Genomic DNA, 17,112 nt, shown 5'->3' on the forward strand with positions numbered 1-17,112 from the left:
ATAGGAAAAGCTTGATGCTTGCCATACCTACGGCTAAGCCGTAGGTATGGACGATGGCTACTTCCAATGGGACGACGCGAAGGCGACTGCCAATGTCGCCAAGCACGGCGTCACCTTCGAGATGGCGCGCGACGCGTTCCGCGACCCGTTCGCGTTGGACTGGCCCGACGAGCGGTTTGCCTACGGTGAATCTCGTTCGATCCTCGTCGGCATGGTCGAGGGCTACCTGCTGTACGTCGCCTACACGATGAGAAATGACGTCATCCGAATCGTCTCGGCCAGAGCAGCAGGACCGCAGGAGAGGCGGCGCTATCATGAAGCCAACGCCTGACACCCTCGATGCAAACGGGATAGCCGACGCGGCGCCTGCCTCATCCCGCGAGCCCGATGCCCCGGGGCTTCCCGAAGCGCCGGCCTGCGGCGCAGCGATGTCGGGGCACGACTGGAGCCGCCTCGACGCGATGAGCGAGGACGAGCGGCACGCGGCGGCGTTGAGCGACCCCGACGCGCAGCCGCTGACGCCGGATCAGCTGGCGACGATGCGGCGCACGCCGCAGGTACGGGTGATCCGCCGGGCCCTCGGGCTGTCGCAGGACGCGTTCGCAGCCCGCTTCCGCATTCCGGTCGGCACCCTGCGGGACTGGGAGCAGGGCCGCAAGGAGCCCGACGCGGCGGCCCGTGCCTATCTCGTCGTGATCGGACGGGACGCGAAGGCCGTCAGCGAGGCGCTCCAACCGCCGTCACCTTAGCCCGGATTGCACGGCATTCCGCCGCCGCCGCTCGCTCCCGCGATAGTCCGATTCTTGACACCACGCCGGAATGACGGGATTGCGGCGTCCATTCGGGCCGGGGCGGGCCGTGGAGGTGACGGGATGCAGGTGATCGCGACCGAGATTCCCGAGGTCAAGCTCGTGCGGCCCAAGCGCTTCGGCGACGCCCGCGGCTGGTTCTCCGAGACCTACCGGGCCGACGCGCTGGCGGAGGGCGGCATCCCGAACGCCTTCGTGCAGGACAACCAGTCCTTCTCGGCCCCGCAGGGCACGGTCCGCGGCCTGCACTTCCAGATCGCCCCGGCCGCCCAGGCCAAGCTCGTGCGGGTGCTCGCCGGCGCGATCCTCGACGTGGCCGTGGACCTGCGCCGGGCCTCGCCGACCTACGGGCGGCACGTGGCGGTCCGGCTCGATGCCGAGGGCGGGGAGCAGCTCTTCGTCCCGGCAGGCTTCGCCCACGGCTTCTGCACCCTCGTGCCGGACACGATGGTGGCCTACAAGGTCGACGCCTATTACAGCCCCGCCCACGACCGCAATCTCGCCTTCGACGATCCGCAGATCGGCATCGCCTGGCCGGTCGAGGCCGGGGCCGCCATCCTGTCCGACAAGGACCGGGCCGCGCCCCGGCTCGCGGACCTGCCCGACCTGTTCTGAGGAGTAGCCCCATGCGCATCCTGGTCACCGGAGGCTGCGGCTTCATCGGCTCGGCCCTCGTGCTGCACCTCGTGCAGGACCTCGGCCACGAGGTCGCGACGCTGGACGCGATGACCTACGCGGCCAACCCCGTCTCCCTGAAGCCCCTCGCGGGCAGCGACCGGCACCGCCTGGTCGAGGCGGACATCTGCGATGCGCCGGCCGTGCAGGCGGCCTTCGCGGACTTCCGGCCCGAGGCGGTGATGCACCTCGCCGCCGAGAGCCACGTCGACCGCTCGATCACCGAGCCCGGCGCCTTCGTGCGCACCAACGTCATCGGCACGCAGGTGATGCTCCAGGCCGCCCGCGCGCATTACGAGGGGCTGCCGGGCGAGGCGAAGGCGCGGTTCCGCTTCCTCCACGTCTCCACGGACGAGGTCTACGGCTCGCTGCCCCCGGACGGCTACTTCACGGAGGAGAGCCGCTACGATCCGCGCTCGCCCTACTCAGCGTCCAAGGCCGCCTCCGACCACCTGGCCCGGGCCTGGCACGAGACCTACGGCCTGCCGGTGCTGGTGACGAACTGCTCCAACAACTACGGGCCGCGCCACTTCCCCGAGAAGCTCATCCCGCTGATGATCCTCAACGCGCTGGAGGGCAAGCCGCTGCCGGTCTACGGCGACGGGCAGAACGAGCGCGACTGGATCCACGTCGAGGACCACGCCAAGGGCCTCGTGGCGGTGCTGGAGCGGGGCCGCATCGGCGAGACCTACCTGCTCGGCGGCAAGGCGGTGCGCACCAACCTCAGCGTCGTGAAGGCGCTCTGCGCGGCCTTCGACCGCCTGCGCCCCGATGCGGGTCCGCACGAGCGGCTGATCAGCTTCGTGGCCGACCGGCCGGGCCACGACCGGCGCTACGCGATCGATCCCGCCAAGGCCGAGGCCGAGCTCGGCTGGTCGCCCGCCAAGGTCTTCGAGCAGGCGCTCGAGGAGACGGTCGCCTGGTACCTCGACAACCGCGACTGGTGGGAGCCGATCCGCCAGGGCCGCTACAAGGGCGAGCGCCTCGGGCTGACCGAACCCGGCCAGGGCTGAGGCGATGGACATCCTGATCCTCGGGGGCGCCGGCCAGGTCGGCACGGAGCTGCGGAACCTGGTCTGGCCCGAAGGCGTGCGGGTGCACGCCCCGGACCGGGCCGCCCTCGACATCACCGACGCGAGCGCGGTCGCCGCGGCGATCGCCGCGCGTCCCTGGGGGGCGGTGATCAACGCGGCGGCCTACACGGCCGTCGACAAGGCCGAGTCCGAGGTGGCGGCGGCCTGGGCGCTCAACGCCGTGGCGCCCGCGCTCCTCGCGGCCGAGACCCACCGGGCCGGCATCCCTCTCGTCCACGTCTCGACCGACTACGTGTTCGACGGCGCCGGCACCGGGGCCTACCGCCCGGACGACCGCATCGATCCCCGCAGCGTCTACGGCGCCAGCAAGGCCGCGGGGGAGATCGCCGTGCGCAGCGCCAACCCGCGCCACGCCATCCTGCGCACCGCCTGGGTGGTGAGCCCGCACCGGGGCAACTTCGTGAAGACGATGCTGCGGCTCGCCGGCGAGCGCGACCGGCTGACGGTGGTCGACGACCAGCACGGCTGCCCGACCGCGGCCGGGGACCTCGCGGCGGCGCTGGCCGCGGTGGCGCTGCGCCTCGCCCGCGAGCCCGATGCGCCGACCGGCACCTTCCACTGCGTCAATGCCGGCGCCACCACCTGGTGCGACTTCGCGCGGGCGATCGTCGCGGGCGGGGCCCGGCGCGGCGGGCGCAGCGTTCCGGTCGAGGGCATCAAGACGAGCGCCTACCCGACGCCGGCCCGCCGCCCGGCCAATTCCGTGCTCTCCACGGAGAGCCTGACGGCGGCCTACGGCATCCGCCCGCGGCCCTGGGAGGCGGCGCTCGAGGAGATCCTCGACGCGCTGCTGGGGCCCGCCACGACGAGATCAGGAGCCTGACCATGAAGGGGATCGTGCTCGCCGGCGGGTCCGGCACGCGCCTGCATCCGGCGACGCTGTCGATCAACAAGCAGCTGCTGCCGGTCTACGACAAGCCGATGATCTACTACCCGGTCTCGGTGCTGATGCTCGCCGGCATCCGCGACATCCTGATCATCTCGAGCCCGGAGCACCTCGACAACTACCGGCGCCTGTTCGGATCGGGCGAGCAGTTCGGGCTGCGCTTCTCCTACGCCGTGCAGCCCCGGCCGGAGGGGCTCGCACAGGCCTTCATCATCGGCCGGGACTTCGTGGGCCAGGACGACGTCGCCCTGATCCTCGGGGACAACCTGTTCTTCGGCGCGGGCATGAGCGAACTGCTGGAGCGCGCCGCCGCGCGCCGGAAGGGCGCCACCGTGTTCGCCTACCACGTCGAGAATCCGCAGGCCTACGGCGTCGTCACCCTCGATCCCGGCGGACGTCCCTTGCGGCTCGTCGAGAAGCCGAGCGAGCCGGAATCGACCTGGGCGGTCACGGGCCTGTACTTCTACGACAACCAGGTGCTCGACATCGCCGCCGGCGTGACGCCCTCGGCGCGCGGCGAACTCGAGATCACCAGCGTCAACCAGGCCTACCTGGAGCGGGGCGAACTCTCCGTGGAGCGGATGAGCCGCGGCTACGCCTGGCTCGACACGGGAACCCACGACAGCCTGCTCGAGGCCTCCGAGTTCGTGCGCACCATCCAGCACCGGCAGGGCCTGCAGGTGGCCTGCCTTGAAGAAATCGCTTTCCTGCAGGGCTTCATCGACAAGGCGCAGCTCGTCGCCCGCGGCGAGCTGTTCGCCAAGACGGCCTACGGGCAGAACCTCCTCAGGCTCGCCCGCGAGTCCTGAGGGGCGGGCCGCCTCACAGGAGGGTGCCCCGGAGGATCAGCAGCGCCACCGAGAAGTAGATCACGAGCCCGGTCACGTCGACGAGGGTCGCCACGAACGGCGCCGAGGCGGTGGCCGGGTCGAAGCCGATGCGCTGCAGCACGAAGGGCAGCATCGAGCCGGTGAGCGAGCCGAAGGTGACGATGCCGACGAGCGCCGCCCCGACGGTCGCGGCGACGAGGGGCCAGTGCGGCCCGTAATCGTAGAAGCCGAGCTTCTGCCAGATCACGATGCGCACCACCCCGATGAGCCCGAGGATGGCGCCGAGGAGGAGGCCGGTGGGCAGCTCGCGCAAGGCCACCCGCCACCAGTCGCGCAGGCGCACCTGGTGCAGGGCGAGGGCGCGGATCAGCAGCGAGGTCGCCTGGCTGCCGGAATTGCCCCCCGAGGACATGATGAGCGGGATGAACAGCGTCAGCACGATCGCCTTCTCGAGCTCCCCCTCGAAGCCCTGCATCGCGGAGGCGGTGAGCATCTCGGAGAGGAACAGGGCGCAGAGCCAGCCCGCGCGCTTCCGGATCATCGTGAAGAAGCCGATGTCCATGTAGGGCTCGGGCAGCGCCTCCATGCCGCCGAAGCGCTGCACGTCCTGCGTCTGTTTCTGGACCATCGCGTCGATCATGTCGTCGACGGTGACGATGCCGATGACGTGGCCCACCGCGTCCACCACCGGGAGCGCCAGGAGGTCGTACTTCGAGATCAGCCGCGCCGCCTCCTCGCGGCTCGCGGTCGGCGAGACCGCCAGCGGCCGCCGGCCCGGCGCCACGGACAGCACGTTGTCGCCGGGGTTCCCCGAGATCAGGCGCCGCAGCGGCACCGCCTTGGTGAGCGCCCGGGTGCGGGGGTCGAGCACGAAGATCGCATAGATCGTCTCGCGGGTCTTCTCGACGCGGCGGACGTGGTCGAGGGTCTGGGCGACCGTCCAGTTGCCCGGCACCGTCACGAACTCCGTGGTCATCAGCGAGCCGACCGTCTCCTCGCCGTAGGCGCTGAGCCGGTCGACGGCGCCGCGGGTCTCGGCATCGAGCCGGGCGCGCAGGTCCGAGCGGCCCGGCTCCTCGATCTCGCGGAAGAGGTCGGTGACGCGGTCCGCCGACATGCCCGACAGGTAGGAGGCCACCCGGTCGCGGGGCAGCATCTCCACGATGTCGGCGGCGCAGTCGAGCTCGGGCTGGTCGAGCACCTCGACCGCCCGCTCGTGCGGCAGGCCGAGGAGGATCGCGGCGGCGACCTCCGGCGCCTCCTCGTTCAGGGCCTCGACGATGTCGGGCGCGCGCTCGTCCGAGAGCCGCGCGGCGAGCACGGAGGGGTCGACGCGGATGTCGAAGGGGGCGATCTCGTTCATGGGCCTTCGCCTTCTGCCGGGCATTCGCGCGGGCCGTGACCGGGCCGCGCGGTGCGCCCCGCCGGGCTCGCGGCCTCAGGTCAGGGCCGGACGGCGAAGGCAGTGCGCACGGCCGGGCACGGCTCGGGCAATCGAGGGGAACTGTCGCTGGGCATCGGTCACGGAAGCGGAACCCGCCGGCGAAGGTGACGGCGCGCGCCGGGGTGGTGCGCCCCGCGCGCGGGCGCGTCAAGCCCGATTCGCGAGGACTGTCCGGGGCCGCCGCGCGGCCGGTTTGCGAAAGCGGCCGTCCGGCACCATATCTCTGATGCGCCTCGCGAATTCATGCGTCCGCCCACGATCGGGCGGGGCCCCGTCGCAGCGGCCGCGCTGCCTGTGAGAAATATAAGTGTAGGGCCCACTTGTATTGCGCCCAACGCATCGACTATCTTCCGGGCATCGAAGGACGGCGAAGGGAGAACGCCATGACCTGGTCAGCACCGATCGTTCAGGAAGCCTGCGTCGGCATGGAAGTTACCAGCTACGAGTCGGCTGAGATCGACACCTTCCACTAAGCCGATCCGGCTCCTCGGAGCCGCTTCGCACCGTCCTCACCCTACAGTCCACATCTCAATCCGGAGAATTATCATGGCCTGGACCGCCCCCGTCGTTTCCGAGATCTGCGTCGGCATGGAAGTCACCAGCTACGAGTCGGCTGAGATCGACACCTTCCACTAAGGCGTGTCCGGCGCCCGCACGGGCGCCGACCCTTACGTGCCCCCTCAACCGAACCCAACCTGGAGAATCATCATGGCCTGGACCGCTCCCGTCGTTTCCGAGATCTGCGTCGGCATGGAAGTCACCAGCTACGAGTCCGCTGAGATCGACACCTTCCACTAAGCCGGCCGTCGCGTCAGCGACCGCTGTTCGGGCGCCGCCCTGCTAAGGGGCGGCGCCCTTTTCATGAGCAGGCCCGGGCAAACCGGCCGCTCGCGCGGCGAAGTCGCGGGATGGAAACGCAAGAGAGCCGGGCAGCGTCAGCGCGCTGCCCGGCTCTCTTGCGTTCGGGGGCCTTCGTCCTCGCTCAGAGGCGGTAGCGGATCTGGTCCGTCCAGAACCGCTCGAGGCGGCCGAGCGCCTGGTTGAGGCGACCGAAATCGTCCTCGGAGATGCCGCCGATCGGCTGGATCGTGCGGGCGTGCTTGTCGTAGAGCCCCTGGATGATCTCGTGCACCTGGCGGCCCTTGTCGGTCAGGCTGATCCGCACCGAGCGGCGGTCGGTCTTGGACCGGGCGTGGTGGAGGTAGCCCGCCTCGACGAGCTTCTTGACGTTGTAGGAGACGTTCGAGCCGAGGTAGTAGCCCTTGGTGCGCAGCTCGCTCGCCGTCAGCTCCTTGTCGCCGATGTTGTAGAGCAGCAGCGCCTGGACGCTGTTGACGTCCTCGCGGCCGCGGCGCTCGAACTCGTCCTTGATCACGTCGAGGAGGCGGCGGTGAAGGCGCTCCACGAGGTGCAGCGCCTCGAGGTAGTGGCCGCCCGCGGCGGGGGCCTCCGCGTCCTTGGTTTCGACAACCTTGATGGCCTGGGACTTCATTGGATGCCTACCCGTCTTGTTCTGGTCGGGCGCCGTGTCGTCCGGCACCGCTTATGGAGGCAACCTACGGGTGGGGAATGAAAAGCGCTTTAAGCGACAGGATGAATTCGCGATTTACTTCTGTCGGTAAATGCAAACTGAAGCAATCGACATAACGCTACATTTACCGCACTTCCCGCGCGGCCAGCCAGGACAGCGCAAAGTAGATCGTAACGATACTTGCCTGAGCCGCGATCAACGCTATCGGCACCGGGAGCAACTGCGGCGTCAGCACCGCGAGCGTCAGGGCCGAGGTGGCGGCGAGCAGCCACATCACGCCGCCCCAGGCGCTCGTCAGCCAGAGCCCCACGGCCGCCGTCAGGTCGATCACCGCGAAGTAGACGATCACCACCTGCCGCCCGACCGGCTCGGCCTCGAACGGACGGGTCCCGGGCAGCACGTCGAGGATGGCCGCCCACGACAGCACCCCCTTGGCGACCCACACCAGCGCGGTGATGCGCATGAACCAGACGAGCGCGGTGTCCCATGTGCTCTTCGGCGCGGCCGCGCCCCGCTCGATGCGGTCGTTGCCGAGATCGCCGATGCCGGCGCGTCCGAGGGGGCCGCGCATCAGCGGAACTCCGGCTCGGGCCGGTCGGCCGGGCCGAAGGCGGCCTCGATCGCGGCGGGGTCGACCGCCTCGATCGTCGCCGGCTCCCAGCGCGGGCGGCCGTCCTTGTCGATGATCACGGCGCGCACCCCCTCGAAGAAGTCGCGGCCCGCCATGACGCGGGTGACGAGGCGGTACTCGGCGAGGATCGCCTCCCGGAACGTCATCGCCGGCCCCTTGCGCATCTGCGCGTGGGCGAGGCACAGGCTCGTGGGCGAGCGCGTGCGCATCAGCGCCGCCGTCTCGCGCGCGAAGTCCGAGCCGTCCGCATCGAGGCGGGCCAGCACCGCGCCGACGGTGTCGCCCGAGAAGCAGGCGTCGATCGTGGCGCGCTCGCGCGCGAGCGGGCCCGGCTCCGGCGGCGCGGCGGCATGGGCCTCCAGCGTCCCGGCGACCGGCGCCCCCTCGGCCAGCGCCGCGAGGATGGCCTCGAAGGCGGCAGCCGGCGCGTGGTGCGTGGCGAGCCCCGCCAGGAGCGCGTCGCCCGGCCCGATGCGGGCCCCCGTCAGCGCGAGGTAGCTGCCGATCCGCCCCGGGAGCCGCGGCAGGGCGTAGGTCATGCCGACATCCGGGAACAGGCCGATCCCGACCTCGGGCATCGCGAAGGCGTAGCCTTCCCCGGCGACGCGGGCGCTGCCGTGGAGCGAGACGCCGACGCCCCCGCCCATCGCCACGCCGCCGATCAGCGCCACGTAGGGCTTGGCGAAGCGGTGGATGCGGGCGACGAGGGCGTATTCGGCCTCCCACAGGCTGTAGACCGCGTCCCAGTCCCCGGCCCGGCCGTTCTGGTAGATGAAGCGGATGTCGCCGCCGGCGCAGAAGGCGCGCCCGCCCGCCCCCTGCACGGCGACGCGGGTGACCGCGGGGTCCGCCTCCCAGGCGTCGAGCTGCGCGTGGAAGGCCCGGCACATGGGGGCCGTGAGGGCGTTGAGCGCCCGCGGGCGGTTGAGGGTGACGAGCCCGAGGGCGCCCCGCCGCTCGAACAGGATCTCGTGCTCCGCCGCCACCTGCGCCGCCGCCTCGCCCGCCATGCCGCCTCCGTGCCACGTCCCCGTGCTCGCGGGGGTTAGAGGGCGCCCGCCCGCCCGCGTCAACTCAGGGGCGCCCCACGCGGGTTTCGCGGCGAATCGCGGATGTGCTAGGCCCGGCGGCGACCCGAGACCCAGCCGCGATCCGACGCCGATGCCGAACGACACCCCCGAACCGCGCCCGCTCGCCGTCGAGGCCGCCCGCCAGGACGCCAGGGCCGAGGGCCTCAAGATCACCCAGCGCCCGCGCCGCAACCGGAAGGCGGAGTGGTCGCGCCGCCTCGTCCGCGAGCACACGCTCACCGTCGACGACCTGATCTGGCCGCTCTTCGTGATCGAGGGCGAGGGCCGGCGCGAGCCGATCGCCTCCATGCCGGGGGTCGAGCGCCTGAGCGTCGACCAGGTGGTGCGCGAGGCCGAGCGCGCCGCCCGCCTCGGCATCCCGGCCGTCTCGTTCTTCCCCTACACGGAGGTGGAGCTGCGCGACGCGACCGGCTCCGAGGCGCTCAACGGCAACAACCTGGTCTGCCGGGCGGTGCGCGCGGTGAAGCGGGCCGTTCCCGAGATCGGGGTGATGACCGACGTCGCCCTCGACCCCTACACGAGCCACGGCCACGACGGGCTCCTCGAGGACGGCGCCATCCTCAACGACGAGACGGTGGCGCTCCTCGTGGAGCAGAGCCTGATCCAGGCCGAGGCCGGCACCGACATCATCGCCCCCTCCGACATGATGGACGGGCGCGTGGGCGCGATCCGGGCCGGGCTCGACGCGGCGGGCTACCGCGACGTGCAGATCATGGCCTACGCGGCGAAGTACGCGAGCGCCTTCTACGGGCCCTTCCGGGACGCCATCGGCACAAGGGCGGCGCTGGTGGGCGACAAGCGCACCTACCAGATGGACCCGGGCAACGGCGCCGAGGCCCTGCGCGAGGTCGCCCTCGACCTCGACGAGGGCGCCGATTCGGTGATGGTGAAGCCGGGCCTGCCCTATCTCGACATCATCCGCCGGGTGAAGGACGCCTTCGGGGTGCCGACCTTCGCCTATCAGGTGTCGGGCGAGTACGCGATGATCGAGGCCGCCGCCCGCAACGGCTGGCTCGACGGCGACCGCGCCATGGTCGAGAGCCTGCTCGCCTTCAAGCGCGCGGGCGCGGACGGCGTGCTCACCTACTACGCGCCCCGGGTCGCCGAGCGGCTGCTCAACCGGGCGTGAGCCGCGCGCGCCTCCGCGGCCTGCTCCTCCTCGGGGCGGCCGGCGGGTTCGGGCTCGGCCTCGCCGCCTGCGAGAGCGCGGTGCAGCGCCAGCGCCTGGACCTCTGCCGGCGGGCGATCCCCGCCCTCGTCCCGCGCGAGACCGGCGTCACCCTCCTGCGCGTCGGGCCGGGCTCCCCGCCCGACAGCGTGCGGGTCGATTACCGGGTGGGCGTGCGCCAGCACTGGGCGCTGTGCCAGTTCAACGCCGGGGCCGAGCTCGTCGGCGTCACCACCGACCGCACCGCGCTGAACGGTGCCGCCCTCTACCTGCTCAAGCGCTACTACCTCGACACGCCGGACGCCGCCGCGGACGATCCCGGACAGCCGCGGCCCGAGAGCCCGTGAGGAGAGCCCGTGAGGAGAGCCCGTGACGAGGGCTCTTGAGACCGCGCGGCCGCGTCCCCAGATCTCCGCCGCGGGCCCGAACCTCGCCCGCATCGGACGCGAACGGCCATGATCAACCCCCAACCCGGCTACGCGCAACGCTTCGAGGCGCCCGGCTACCCGCCGCCGCTGCCGCTGCCCGTGGTGCGGGCGAGCCTCGGTGCGCGCTGCGTCGCCTACCTCCTCGACATCCTGTTCATCTTCGGCTTCACGGCGCTGCTGTGGGTCGCCATCGCGGTGATCGGCCTCGTCACCTTCGGGCTCGGCTGGACGCTGTTCGCGGTCCTGCCCGCGAGCGGCATCCTCTACAGCGCGATCACGGTCGGGGGCTCCCGGCAATCGACGCTCGGGATGCGCATGATGGGCCTGCGCGTGGTGGCGCCGGAGAGCGGCCGGCGGGTCGACATGCTGACGGCGGCCGTCCACGCGCTGCTGTTCTACGTGGCGGTCTCGACCTTCCTGCTCTGGTTCGTCGACATCCTCTTCGGGGTGACCCGCAGCGACCGGCGGCTCGGCCACGACCTGCTCCTCGGCCTCGCGGTGGTCCGCACCGCCTGAAGGTGGGGCAGGGCGCTACCACCAAATAGTGCACGAAGACGTCGCCGGGCCCATTGAGCACGGCGGCGTGAACGTTACACTCCCTTCGTCGGCGCGGATGCCGGGCCGACGACCAAGGCGACGTGAAGCGTGACGAGCCACCCGCGCGATACCCCCCAGTTCTACCTGACCGCCCCCTCGCCCTGCCCCTACCTGCCGGGCCAGGAGGAGCGGAAGGTGTTCACCCACCTCGTCGGCCGGCGGGCCCGCGACCTCAACGAGATCCTGACCCAGGGCGGCTTCCGCCGCTCGCAGACCATCGCCTACCGGCCGGCCTGCGAATCGTGCCGGGCCTGCGTCTCGGTGCGGGTGGTGGTGGCGGATTTCGAGGCGAGCGCCAGCCAGCGCCGCATCCTCGCCCGCAACGCCGACCTCGTCGGCACGCCCGAGCCGAACCGCCCGGCCTCCGAGCAGTACGCCCTGTTCCGCCGCTACCTCGACGCCCGGCACGGTGACGGCGGCATGGTCGACATGAGCGTGCTGGACTACGCCATGATGATCGAGGACAGCCACGTGGACACCCACCTCGTGGCCTATCGCCGCCGCGGACCCGACACGGCGATCAACGGCCGCGGCACCGGCACGCCGCTCGCCCTCTGCCTCACCGACGTCCTCGCGGACGGCCTCTCGATGGTCTACTCGTTCTACGACCCCGCGGAGGCCGCGCGCTCGCTCGGCACCCACATGATCCTCGACCACATCGCCCGCGCCCAGGCGCTGGGCCTGCCCTACCTCTACCTCGGCTACTGGGTCGAGGGCTCCCGCAAGATGGACTACAAGGCCCGCTTCAAGCCCCAGGAGCGCCTGATGGCCCAGGGCTGGGTGCGGGTGGAGTAGGGGCTGCCTGGCCGGGCGATGCCGCCCACGAGGGGACCTCGATGGAGCCTTCCAGGCTTCTCGGCGATCCCTGGATGGCTCCTTCGAGGCTTCGCTTCGCTGCGCACCTCAGGATGAGGTCGCGGGTGGGAAGTAACGTAGGACCCGGCGGATCCCATCCACCCACCTCATCCTGAGGTGCCCCCGCAAGGGGGCCTCGAAGGAGCCCTCCAGGGATCGATCGGAGACCGGCGTCCTCCTCCGAGGGCCGACTGCCCGGCCGTCTCTGGAAAGCATCGGGCGAGGGATCCACGGGCCCGCCGCCCCGTCGATCGCCTCGCTCAGGCCGCCTCTCAGAACCGCGCGATCACCTGCACGCGGATCAGCCGCGGGGCGCCCGGGGTGATGTTGTTGTTGCCGTCGGCGGTGGCGATGTAGCGGCGGTCGAACAGGTTCTCGACGTTCACCTGCGCCCGGACGTCCTCGGTGATCCGGTAGAACACCCCGAGGTCGAAGCGCGAGAAGCCCGGCAGCCGGACCGTGTTGTCCGACGAGGCGTAGACGTGCGTCTGGTTGATGTAGCCGATGCCGAAAGAGAAGCGCTCGGTGACGTCGAACTTGTTCCACAGCGTGAAGGCGTTGAAGGGCACGAGGCCGACCGTGGCGCCGGGCCGGATCGTGGTGGAGCCGGAGGAGAACCCGCTCACGATGCGGGCGTCCGTGAAGGCGTAGCCGCCCGCCACCTGCCACCAGTCGGTGACGTAGCCGTTGGCGCCGATCTCGGCCCCTTGCGTGTTGGTTGACCCCGTCGCCAGGAAGAAGCCGGGGTTGTTCGGGTCGGCGAGGCGCTGGTTGGTGCGGTCGAGGTTGAACAGCGCGCCGGTGAGCTGCAGGCGCGGGCTCACGTCGACCTTGAGGCCGACCTCGGTGTTCTCGAACTTCTCCGGCTGGGTGATGGCGAGCCCCGGCGTGAGCGTCGAGAACTGGTCGCCCGCGCTCGGCAGGTAGGAGACCGCGTAGCTGCCGTAGAGCGCCACGTTCTGGAGCGGCTTGAGGACGATGCCGGCGCGGGGCGAGACGAGATCGTCCACGCGGGCGTTGACGACGCCGGTGCGCCGGTCGCGGGCCGAGAAGTCGAAGTGGTCGTAGCGCAGGCCTCCGATCAGCTGCAGCCAGTCGGTGACGTCGATCTGGTCCTGTGCGTAGAGCGCCGCGAGGCCGAGGCCGTAGGTGCTGTTGGCGTCGGTGCCGCCGGTGGCGCCGTTGTTGGCGAAGCGCACCGGCACGCGCGTGACCGGGAAGAGCGGGTTCACGGCGAGGCTCGTGGCGTTGCCGGTGAGGCCGAAGAAGCCGGTCTGCCGGTAGGCGAGGCCGTCCTGGTAGCCGAGCTCGAAACCGCCGAGCAGCGTGTGCCGGACCGGGCCGGTGGCGAACCGGTAGGTGAAGTCGTTCTGGCTGAAGTAGTTCGTCCGGTTGCCCTCGTTGTTGTAGGCCGAGAGGTTCACGGAGGTGCCGGCCGCGTTCACGGGCCCGCCCGGGAAGACGTTCTGATAGAACTTCTGGTAGTCGGCGAAGCGGAGCTGGCTGTGCATCTGCACGCCGGACTCGAACAGGTGGTCGAGGGTCGCGGTGGCGATGTGGGCGTCCACCCGGGCGTAGTTCAGGTCCGGGTTGCCGAAGAAGGTCCGCAGGTTGCGCCGGTAGTCGTAGGGCCGCCCGAACCGGGAGGGGATGCCGCGGTCGGTGGTGCGGTCGTCGTGGAAGTACTCGTAGGAGAGCTTCAGCGTGGTCGCCGGCCCGAGCAGGAACGTCATCGTCGGGTTCACGCCGTAGCGGCGGATGTCCACGAAGTCGCGGTAGGTCGCGGTGTCCTCGAACACGCCGTTGAGGCGGAAGAAGGCGCTGTCGCTGAGCCGGTCGCCGGCGTCGATCGCCACGCGCTTGTTCGCGTACTCGCCGCCCTGCACGAGGATCTCGCGGAAGGGCACGCCGTCCGCCTCCTTGAGCACGCGGTTGATCACGCCGCCGCCGCCGCCGCGGCCGAAGATCAGGGCGTTCGGGCCTTTCAGCACCTCGATGCGCTGGGTGTTGTAGAGGTCGCGGAAGTACTGCACGTCGTCGCGCACGCCGTTCACGTAGAAGTCGGCGTTCGAGCGCTGGCCGCGGATCACGAGGTCGTCGCGGTTGCCCTCGCCCTGGTGGGGGATCACCCCCGGCACGTAGCGCACCGCCTCCTCGATCGACTGGAAGCCCTGGTCGCGGATCTGCGCCTGCGTGATCACGCTCACCGATTGCGGCGTGTCGAGGAGCGGCGTGTCCGTCTTGGTGGCGCTGCGGGTGCGGGTCGTCAGGTAGCCGATGCTGACCCCGCGCTCGCCCTCGACGCTCAGCTGGTCCAGCGTGACGTCCTGGTTGCCGGCCGCTGGTAGAACGACCGGTGGTTGCGCCAGCGCCGAAGTCGTCAGAAAGGTTCCGGCCAGCAGGATGCCGGCCAGATGTACATTCGTCCCCCGATCCATGGTGGCAGACCCCGTAGTCCCGATCTTGTTCTTGCGTTCTTCGCAGTCGATCCGCCGGGCAGCGGAAATTTTCCTCTACGGGATCAATCGCGCGCCGCAAGGCAGCCAACGCTCTCCTTCCGGGGTGTATTTCTTGAAAGCCTTCTAAGAACGAATTCAAGAAAGCGGCTAAGCGGCGCCGTGCGCTCTGGTTTCGGCGTGCGGTTTTCTTCCTAGAACGTCTCCAGTTTGTTTCCGGAAGGAGGCCGCTGTGTCTTCCGCGCAACAATCCGGTCCGGAGACCGGGCCAGCCCCGCGCGCCGGCGCGTTGAGCCGCATCCGGGCCCATGCTAGGCGCGCGGAGCCACCCTGCACGTCGGCCCGTCGAGACCCCGAGGCGTCCCATGATCCCCCGCTACAGCCGCCCCGCGATGGCCGCGATCTGGTCGCCCGAGACCCGCTTCCGGATCTGGTTCGAGATCGAGGCGCACGCCACCAGCGCGCTGGCCGAGATCGGCGTGGTGCCGCGGGAGGCCGCCGACAAGGTCTGGGAGAAGGGCCGCGACGCGGTGTTCGACGTCGCCCGCATCGATGCCATCGAGGCCGTGACGAAGCACGACGTCATCGCCTTCCTGACCCACCTCGCCGAGATCGTCGGGCCCGAGGCGCGCTTCGTCCACCAGGGCATGACCTCCTCGGACGTGCTCGACACCTGCCTCAACGTGCAACTCGTGCGCGCGGCCGACATCCTCATCGCCGACCTCGACGCGCTGCTCGCCGCCCTCAAGCGCCGGGCCTTCGAGCACCGGCTGACCCCGACCATCGGCCGCTCGCACGGCATCCACGCGGAGCCCGTCACCTTCGGGCTCAAGCTCGCCCAGGCCTACGCGGAGTTCTCCCGCAACCGCGAGCGCCTCGTCGCGGCACGCGCCGAGGTCGCCACCTGCGCGATCTCGGGGGCGGTCGGCACCTTCGCGAACATCGACCCGCGGGTGGAGGCTTACGTCGCCGAGGCCATGGGCCTCGCGCCCGAGCCGGTCTCGACGCAGGTGATCCCCCGCGACCGCCACGCCATGTTCTTCGCGACGCTCGGCGTCGTCGCGAGCTCGATGGAGCGGCTCGCCACCGAGGTGCGCCACCTGCAGCGCACCGAGGTGCTGGAGGCGGAGGAGTACTTCTCGGAGGGGCAGAAGGGCTCCTCGGCCATGCCCCACAAGCGCAACCCGGTGCTCACCGAGAACATCACGGGCCTCGCCCGCATGGTGCGGAGCTACGCGCTGCCGGCCATGGAGAACGTCGCCCTCTGGCACGAGCGCGACATCTCGCACTCCTCGGTGGAGCGCATGATCGGGCCGGACGCCACCGTCACCCTCGACTTCGCGCTGGCCCGCCTCACCGGCGTCATCGACAAGCTGCTGGTCTACCCGGAGGCCATGCAGCGCAACCTCGACCGGCTCGGCGGCCTCGTCCACTCGCAGCGGGTGCTGCTGGCCCTGACCCAGGCCGGGGTCTCGCGCGAGGACGCCTACCGCCTCGTCCAGCGCAACGCCATGCCGGTCTGGCGGGGGGAGGGCGACTTCCTCACCCTGCTCAAGGCCGATCCCGAGGTGACCGCCGCGCTGTCGCCGGAGCAGATCGAGGCGTGCTTCGATCTCGGCTACCATCTCAAGCACGTCGACACGATCTTCGCGCGGGTGTTCGGCGAGAGCTGAACCCCACCCGCATCCCGCCCGATCCGCAACCGCTCCCGCGTCGGAGGCCTTCCCGTGCCGAATCCCCGCATCGTCTACCTGAACGGCGCGTTCCTGCCCTTCGAGGACGCCCGCGTGCCGATCATGGACCGCGGCTTCCTGTTCGCGGACGGCATCTACGAGGTCTCCGCCGTCCTCGACGGCCGCCTCGTCGACAACGCGGCCCACATCGCGCGGCTCGACCGGTCGCTCGGCGAGATCGGCATCCGCAACCCGCACGCGGCCGCCGAGTGGGAACGGCTGGAGACCGAGCTCGTCGCCCGCAACGGGGTCGTCGAGGGCCTGGTCTACATGCAGGTGACCCGCGGCGTCGCCGAGCGCGACTTCGCCTTCCCGCCGGCCGGCACGGCCCCCACCGTGGTGATGTTCACGCAGTCCAAGACCATCGTGGACAACCCGCTCGCCCGCACGGGTGCCCGGATCGTCACCGTCGAGGACCTTCGCTGGAAGCGGCGGGACATCAAGTCGGTGGCGCTGCTCGCGCAGGTGCTGGCCAAGCAGGCGGCCGCCGCGGCAGGCGTCGCCGAGAGCTGGATGGTCGAGGACGGCTTCGTGACGGAGGGCTCCTCCTCCACGGCCTTCATCGTCACGCGGGACGGGACGCTCGTGACCCGCCCGCTGTCGACCGCGCTCCTGCCGGGCATCACCCGCGCCGCCGTCCTGCGCCTCGCCGCCGAGGCGGGCCTGCGCCTCGACGAGCGCCTGTTCCGCCTGGAGGAGGCGCACGAGGCCGCCGAGGCCTTCTACACCTCGGCCTCCGCCTTCGTGATGCCGGTGGTCGAGATCGACGGGCGCACGGTCGGCGCCGGCCGTCCCGGCCCGCACGCCACGCGGTTGCGCGAGCTCTACGTCGCCCTCGCCCGCGGGGCCTGAGCGGGACCGGAACGGATCGCGCAGGCATCGGT

20 protein-coding genes are annotated in these 17,112 nt (G+C 70.8%); 15 read left to right on the forward strand and 5 right to left on the reverse strand.

The genetic code is table 11. From position 1 onward, the window contains the following. Positions 1-46 precede the first annotated feature (46 nt). The 6 genes from ACLBXP_RS13350 to rfbA all read left to right on the forward strand — a co-directional run bounded on the left by ACLBXP_RS13350 (position 47) and on the right by rfbA (position 4,273). A complete protein-coding gene (locus ACLBXP_RS13350; RefSeq protein WP_447668200.1) occupies positions 47-331 on the forward strand; it encodes a BrnT family toxin in 285 nt (94 codons plus the stop codon). Between the two features lie 130 nt (positions 332-461). Further along, positions 462-749, forward strand: coding sequence for a helix-turn-helix domain-containing protein (locus tag ACLBXP_RS13355; RefSeq protein ID WP_447668201.1), 288 nt, complete (start codon positions 462-464; stop codon positions 747-749). A 123-nt stretch (positions 750-872) separates the two neighbouring features. Then, on the forward strand, positions 873-1,424 hold the full coding sequence (rfbC, locus tag ACLBXP_RS13360) for a dTDP-4-dehydrorhamnose 3,5-epimerase (protein WP_447668202.1): 552 nt from the start codon (positions 873-875) through the stop codon (positions 1,422-1,424). An 11-nt stretch (positions 1,425-1,435) separates the two neighbouring features. Further along, positions 1,436-2,497, forward strand: a complete 1,062-nt coding sequence (gene rfbB / locus ACLBXP_RS13365) for a dTDP-glucose 4,6-dehydratase (RefSeq protein ID WP_447668203.1) — start codon at positions 1,436-1,438, stop codon at positions 2,495-2,497. Between the two features lie 4 nt (positions 2,498-2,501). Next, positions 2,502-3,401, forward strand: a complete 900-nt coding sequence (gene rfbD, locus ACLBXP_RS13370; RefSeq protein WP_447668204.1) for a dTDP-4-dehydrorhamnose reductase — start codon at positions 2,502-2,504, stop codon at positions 3,399-3,401. A gap of 2 nt (positions 3,402-3,403) precedes the next feature. Then, positions 3,404-4,273 carry a glucose-1-phosphate thymidylyltransferase RfbA gene (rfbA, locus tag ACLBXP_RS13375; RefSeq protein ID WP_447668205.1) on the forward strand — a complete coding sequence of 290 codons (870 nt, stop codon included), beginning with the start codon at positions 3,404-3,406 and terminating at the stop codon, positions 4,271-4,273. 13 nt (positions 4,274-4,286) lie between these two features. On the opposite strand, the gene mgtE is transcribed toward rfbA, so the two are convergent. Beyond that, positions 4,287-5,657: a magnesium transporter gene (gene mgtE, locus ACLBXP_RS13380; RefSeq protein ID WP_447668206.1), complete on the reverse strand. Its 1,371-nt coding sequence runs from the start codon at positions 5,655-5,657 to the stop codon at positions 4,287-4,289. A 464-nt stretch (positions 5,658-6,121) separates the two neighbouring features. On the opposite strand from mgtE, the gene pqqA (ACLBXP_RS13385) reads away from it, so the two are divergent. From pqqA (ACLBXP_RS13385) to pqqA (ACLBXP_RS13395), 3 genes are all read left to right on the forward strand, one after another. Beyond that, complete coding sequence (pqqA, locus tag ACLBXP_RS13385; RefSeq protein WP_447668207.1) at positions 6,122-6,211, forward strand: pyrroloquinoline quinone precursor peptide PqqA; 90 nt, start codon at positions 6,122-6,124, stop codon at positions 6,209-6,211. A gap of 73 nt (positions 6,212-6,284) precedes the next feature. Continuing rightward, positions 6,285-6,374 (forward strand): pyrroloquinoline quinone precursor peptide PqqA, encoded by a 90-nt coding sequence (gene pqqA / locus ACLBXP_RS13390; RefSeq protein ID WP_447668208.1) that lies wholly within the window; start codon positions 6,285-6,287, stop codon positions 6,372-6,374. 72 nt (positions 6,375-6,446) lie between these two features. Further along, entirely contained in the window at positions 6,447-6,536 is a 90-nt protein-coding gene (gene pqqA / locus ACLBXP_RS13395) for a pyrroloquinoline quinone precursor peptide PqqA (protein ID WP_447668208.1), read from the forward strand. 184 nt (positions 6,537-6,720) lie between these two features. Here pqqA (ACLBXP_RS13395) and ldtR read toward each other — a convergent pair whose 3' ends face one another. From ldtR to ACLBXP_RS13410, 3 genes are all read right to left on the reverse strand, one after another. Beyond that, positions 6,721-7,230 (reverse strand): transcriptional regulator LdtR, encoded by a 510-nt coding sequence (gene ldtR / locus ACLBXP_RS13400; protein ID WP_447668209.1) that lies wholly within the window; start codon positions 7,228-7,230, stop codon positions 6,721-6,723. Positions 7,231-7,393: 163 nt separating this feature from the next. Then, a complete protein-coding gene (locus ACLBXP_RS13405; protein WP_447668210.1) occupies positions 7,394-7,840 on the reverse strand; it encodes a DUF6163 family protein in 447 nt (148 codons plus the stop codon). After that, positions 7,840-8,910, reverse strand: a complete 1,071-nt coding sequence (locus ACLBXP_RS13410; RefSeq protein WP_447668211.1) for an enoyl-CoA hydratase/isomerase family protein — start codon at positions 8,908-8,910, stop codon at positions 7,840-7,842. The genes ACLBXP_RS13405 and ACLBXP_RS13410 overlap by 1 nt, the downstream gene beginning before the upstream one ends. 151 nt (positions 8,911-9,061) lie before the next feature. Here ACLBXP_RS13410 and hemB point away from each other — a divergent pair, with 151 nt between their 5' ends. From hemB to ACLBXP_RS13430, 4 genes are all read left to right on the forward strand, one after another. After that, positions 9,062-10,120, forward strand: a complete 1,059-nt coding sequence (gene hemB / locus ACLBXP_RS13415) for a porphobilinogen synthase (protein ID WP_447668213.1) — start codon at positions 9,062-9,064, stop codon at positions 10,118-10,120. Then, positions 10,117-10,506, forward strand: coding sequence for a hypothetical protein (locus ACLBXP_RS13420; RefSeq protein ID WP_447668214.1), 390 nt, complete (start codon positions 10,117-10,119; stop codon positions 10,504-10,506). The genes hemB and ACLBXP_RS13420 overlap by 4 nt, the downstream gene beginning before the upstream one ends. Positions 10,507-10,614: 108 nt before the next feature. Next, the gene (locus ACLBXP_RS13425; protein WP_447668216.1) at positions 10,615-11,103 is read left to right on the forward strand and encodes an RDD family protein; all 489 of its coding nucleotides are present in this window, start codon (positions 10,615-10,617) and stop codon (positions 11,101-11,103) included. A gap of 129 nt (positions 11,104-11,232) precedes the next feature. Further along, a complete protein-coding gene (locus tag ACLBXP_RS13430) occupies positions 11,233-11,979 on the forward strand; it encodes an arginyltransferase (RefSeq protein ID WP_447668217.1) in 747 nt (248 codons plus the stop codon). 332 nt (positions 11,980-12,311) lie between these two features. On the opposite strand, the gene ACLBXP_RS13435 is transcribed toward ACLBXP_RS13430, so the two are convergent. After that, positions 12,312-14,477: a TonB-dependent receptor gene (locus tag ACLBXP_RS13435; protein WP_447668218.1), complete on the reverse strand. Its 2,166-nt coding sequence runs from the start codon at positions 14,475-14,477 to the stop codon at positions 12,312-12,314. A gap of 383 nt (positions 14,478-14,860) precedes the next feature. On the opposite strand from ACLBXP_RS13435, the gene purB reads away from it, so the two are divergent. Both purB and ACLBXP_RS13445 read left to right on the forward strand, forming a co-directional pair. Beyond that, positions 14,861-16,168, forward strand: a complete 1,308-nt coding sequence (gene purB / locus ACLBXP_RS13440; RefSeq protein WP_447668219.1) for an adenylosuccinate lyase — start codon at positions 14,861-14,863, stop codon at positions 16,166-16,168. A 54-nt stretch (positions 16,169-16,222) separates the two neighbouring features. Next, the gene (locus ACLBXP_RS13445; protein WP_447668221.1) at positions 16,223-17,080 is read left to right on the forward strand and encodes a D-amino-acid transaminase; all 858 of its coding nucleotides are present in this window, start codon (positions 16,223-16,225) and stop codon (positions 17,078-17,080) included. Positions 17,081-17,112 lie beyond the last annotated feature (32 nt).

The organism is Methylobacterium sp. A54F (genome assembly GCF_053346035.1).

What these genes read in the sequence shown, in the direction of transcription:
- ACLBXP_RS13350 (WP_447668200.1), top strand. Translation starts at nt 47, where the DNA reads ATGGACGATGGCTACTTCCAATGGGACGACGCGAAGGCGACTGCCAAT.
- ACLBXP_RS13355 (WP_447668201.1), top strand. Translation starts at nt 462, where the DNA reads ATGAGCGAGGACGAGCGGCACGCGGCGGCGTTGAGCGACCCCGACGCG.
- rfbC (WP_447668202.1), top strand. Translation starts at nt 873, where the DNA reads ATGCAGGTGATCGCGACCGAGATTCCCGAGGTCAAGCTCGTGCGGCCC.
- rfbB (WP_447668203.1), top strand. Translation starts at nt 1,436, where the DNA reads ATGCGCATCCTGGTCACCGGAGGCTGCGGCTTCATCGGCTCGGCCCTC.
- rfbD (WP_447668204.1), top strand. Translation starts at nt 2,502, where the DNA reads ATGGACATCCTGATCCTCGGGGGCGCCGGCCAGGTCGGCACGGAGCTG.
- rfbA (WP_447668205.1), top strand. Translation starts at nt 3,404, where the DNA reads ATGAAGGGGATCGTGCTCGCCGGCGGGTCCGGCACGCGCCTGCATCCG.
- mgtE (WP_447668206.1), bottom strand. Translation starts at nt 5,657, where the DNA reads ATGAACGAGATCGCCCCCTTCGACATCCGCGTCGACCCCTCCGTGCTC.
- pqqA (WP_447668207.1), top strand. Translation starts at nt 6,122, where the DNA reads ATGACCTGGTCAGCACCGATCGTTCAGGAAGCCTGCGTCGGCATGGAA.
- pqqA (WP_447668208.1), top strand. Translation starts at nt 6,285, where the DNA reads ATGGCCTGGACCGCCCCCGTCGTTTCCGAGATCTGCGTCGGCATGGAA.
- pqqA (WP_447668208.1), top strand. Translation starts at nt 6,447, where the DNA reads ATGGCCTGGACCGCTCCCGTCGTTTCCGAGATCTGCGTCGGCATGGAA.
- ldtR (WP_447668209.1), bottom strand. Translation starts at nt 7,230, where the DNA reads ATGAAGTCCCAGGCCATCAAGGTTGTCGAAACCAAGGACGCGGAGGCC.
- ACLBXP_RS13405 (WP_447668210.1), bottom strand. Translation starts at nt 7,840, where the DNA reads ATGCGCGGCCCCCTCGGACGCGCCGGCATCGGCGATCTCGGCAACGAC.
- ACLBXP_RS13410 (WP_447668211.1), bottom strand. Translation starts at nt 8,910, where the DNA reads ATGGCGGGCGAGGCGGCGGCGCAGGTGGCGGCGGAGCACGAGATCCTG.
- hemB (WP_447668213.1), top strand. Translation starts at nt 9,062, where the DNA reads ATGCCGAACGACACCCCCGAACCGCGCCCGCTCGCCGTCGAGGCCGCC.
- ACLBXP_RS13425 (WP_447668216.1), top strand. Translation starts at nt 10,615, where the DNA reads ATGATCAACCCCCAACCCGGCTACGCGCAACGCTTCGAGGCGCCCGGC.
- ACLBXP_RS13435 (WP_447668218.1), bottom strand. Translation starts at nt 14,477, where the DNA reads ATGGATCGGGGGACGAATGTACATCTGGCCGGCATCCTGCTGGCCGGA.
- purB (WP_447668219.1), top strand. Translation starts at nt 14,861, where the DNA reads ATGATCCCCCGCTACAGCCGCCCCGCGATGGCCGCGATCTGGTCGCCC.